2 protein-coding genes are annotated in these 2,369 nt (G+C 72.2%); both read left to right on the forward strand.

Going from position 1 to position 2,369, the window contains the following annotated elements:
* Window positions 1-429 (forward strand): permuted SH3 domain-containing protein (locus IT40_RS29445; protein ID WP_036761430.1); only part of this gene is annotated, 429 nt, incomplete at its 5' end.
* The gene (locus tag IT40_RS26250; RefSeq protein WP_036761432.1) at window positions 426-2,369 is read left to right on the forward strand and encodes a MacB family efflux pump subunit; all 1,944 of its coding nucleotides are present in this window, start codon (window positions 426-428) and stop codon (window positions 2,367-2,369) included. The genes IT40_RS29445 and IT40_RS26250, both read left to right, overlap by 4 nt.

Here is a 2,369-nt window from a genome sequence, read left to right on the forward strand (position 1 = left end):
CTGCGCCCCGGCATGCCGGTCTGGTTCACCACGCTCGGCTTTCCCGACCGCAAGCATCGCGCCACCCTGCGCCAGGTGCTGCCCGCGCCGCCGGTCAAGGAGGGCGAGGAGGCCAATTCCGTCGTCACCTATGTGGCGCTGTTCGACATCGCCAATCCGGGCGGCGCGCTGCTTTCGGGCATGACCGCGCAGGTCTTCTTCGTCACCGAAAGCGCGGCGGATGTGCTGGCCATCCCGGTCTCGGCGCTGGACGAGGACGGGGCCGTGCGCGTTCTGAACCGCGCCGGCACGCCGGAAACCCGCCACCCCCGGACCGGGATGCGCACCCGCTCCCATGTCGAGATCACCTCGGGGCTGGAGGAAGGCGAGCTGGTGATCACCGGAGAACGCCCCACCGAGGGCGAGCCTTTGCTGAGGATCGCACCGTGACCGCCCCGGCGGATGACCTTCCGCTGATCCGCATCCGCGGGTTGCACCGGGTCTTCGGCGAGGGTGCGGCGCGCGCCCATGTGCTGCGCGGCATCGACCTCGACATCCGCGCGGGCGAGTTCGTGGCCATCGTCGGCACCTCGGGGTCCGGCAAGTCGACGCTGATGAACATCCTCGGCCTCTTGGACCGGCCGACGGCGGGCAGCTATCACCTGGCCGGGCAGGACGTGGCGCGGCTGTCGCGCGACGCGCAGGCGGGGCTGCGCAATCGCCTGTTCGGCTTCGTCTTCCAGCAATACAACCTGATCCCGACGCTGACGGCGCTGGAGAATGTCGCGCTGCCCGCCAGCCATGCCGGGGCCGCGCGCGAGGCGCGGCGGGCGCGGGCGGCGGCGCTGCTGGAAAGCCTCGGGCTGGGGCACCGGATGGGCGCGCGTCCCGCGCAGATGTCGGGCGGCCAGCAGCAGCGCGTGTCCATCGCGCGGGCGCTGATGAACGGCGGCGCGGTGATCCTGGCGGACGAGCCGACCGGCGCGCTCGACGCCGAAAGCGGCCGGCAGGTCATGCGGCTGCTCTCGGATCTTGCCGCCAAGGGTCATACGGTGATCCTGATCACCCATGACGCCGACATCGCCGCCCGCGCCGGTCGGGTGATCCGCGTGGCCGAGGGGCGGATCGCCGGCGACAGCGGCTTTGCCCCGCCGGCCGAGCCCGCCCCGGACCTGCCGCCGCCGGTCCACCGCCGCCCGGCGCTTCTCTCTACCCTGCGCGAGGCCGCCCGCGCGGCCTTTGCCGCCATCGCCGCCAGCCCGGTGCGCACCGCGCTGACGCTGTCGGGCATCGTCATCGGCGTGGCCTCGGTGGTCGCCATGCTGGCCATCGGCCGCGGCGCGCAGGAGGAATTCATCCGCCGCGCCTCGGCCATCGGCACCAACTGGGTCGTGGTCAGCTCGGACCAGGACACGCGCATGCCGCGCCGGCCGCTGACGCTTCAGGATGCGATGGCGCTGAAGGGCCTGCCCAATGTCGCGGGCGTGATGCCGGGGCGGTGGGAGCAGGCGAGGGTCGCCGCGGGTGGGCTGTCCATCGACAGTGACATCCTGGGCACCGACCGCGATTTCCGCGGCGTGCATGGCTGGGACGTGGTGCGCGGCAGCTTCTTTTCCGAAACGGACGAGCGCGGCGGCAGCCCGGTGCTGCTTCTGGGCGCGACCGTGGCGCGGACGCTGTTTCCCGACACCCGCGATCCGACGGGCGAGTTCGTCATGGTCAACATGTCGCCCTTTCTGGTCGGCGGCGTGCTGGAGGCCAAGGGGCTGAGCCAGAACGGCAGCGACCGCGACAAGGTGGTGGCCATGCCGCTTGCCAGCCTGGAAAGCCGGGTCTACGGGCCGGGCGAGCTGTCGGTGATCGTGGTCGCATTGCAGGACATGGCGCGGCTGGACGAGACGAACGCGCTGCTGCGCCAGGTGATGACCCAGCGCCACGGGGCCGAGGATTTCTGGCTGGCCGATGCGGCCGGGGCCTTTGCCGCGGCCGAGGCCGAGCGCGCCTCGCAGAACCTGCTGCTGGGCGCCATCGCGGCGATCTCGATCTTCGTCGGCGGCATCGGGGTGATGAACATCATGTTCATCACCGTGCGCGAACGCACGCGCGAGATCGGCATCCGCGCCGCCACCGGCGCCTCGATGCGCGACATCCTGGTGCAGTTCCTGACCGAGGCCACGGTGCTGTCGGCGCTTGGCGGCCTGGCCGGGCTGGCGCTGGCGGGCGGGATCGGCGCGGTCGCCGCCTCGGGCTTCGGCATGCCGGTGGTGTTTTCCGTCACCGTGGCGCTTGGCGCGCTGGCCGGCGCCACCGCCATGGGCGCCGCCTTCGGCCTGGTCCCCGCCATCCGCGCCGCCAGGCTAAGCCCCGTCGAGGCGCTGGCAAGCCAATGA

This window comes from Paracoccus versutus, assembly GCF_000763885.1.
Taxonomy (GTDB): Bacteria; Pseudomonadota; Alphaproteobacteria; order Rhodobacterales; family Rhodobacteraceae; genus Paracoccus; species Paracoccus versutus.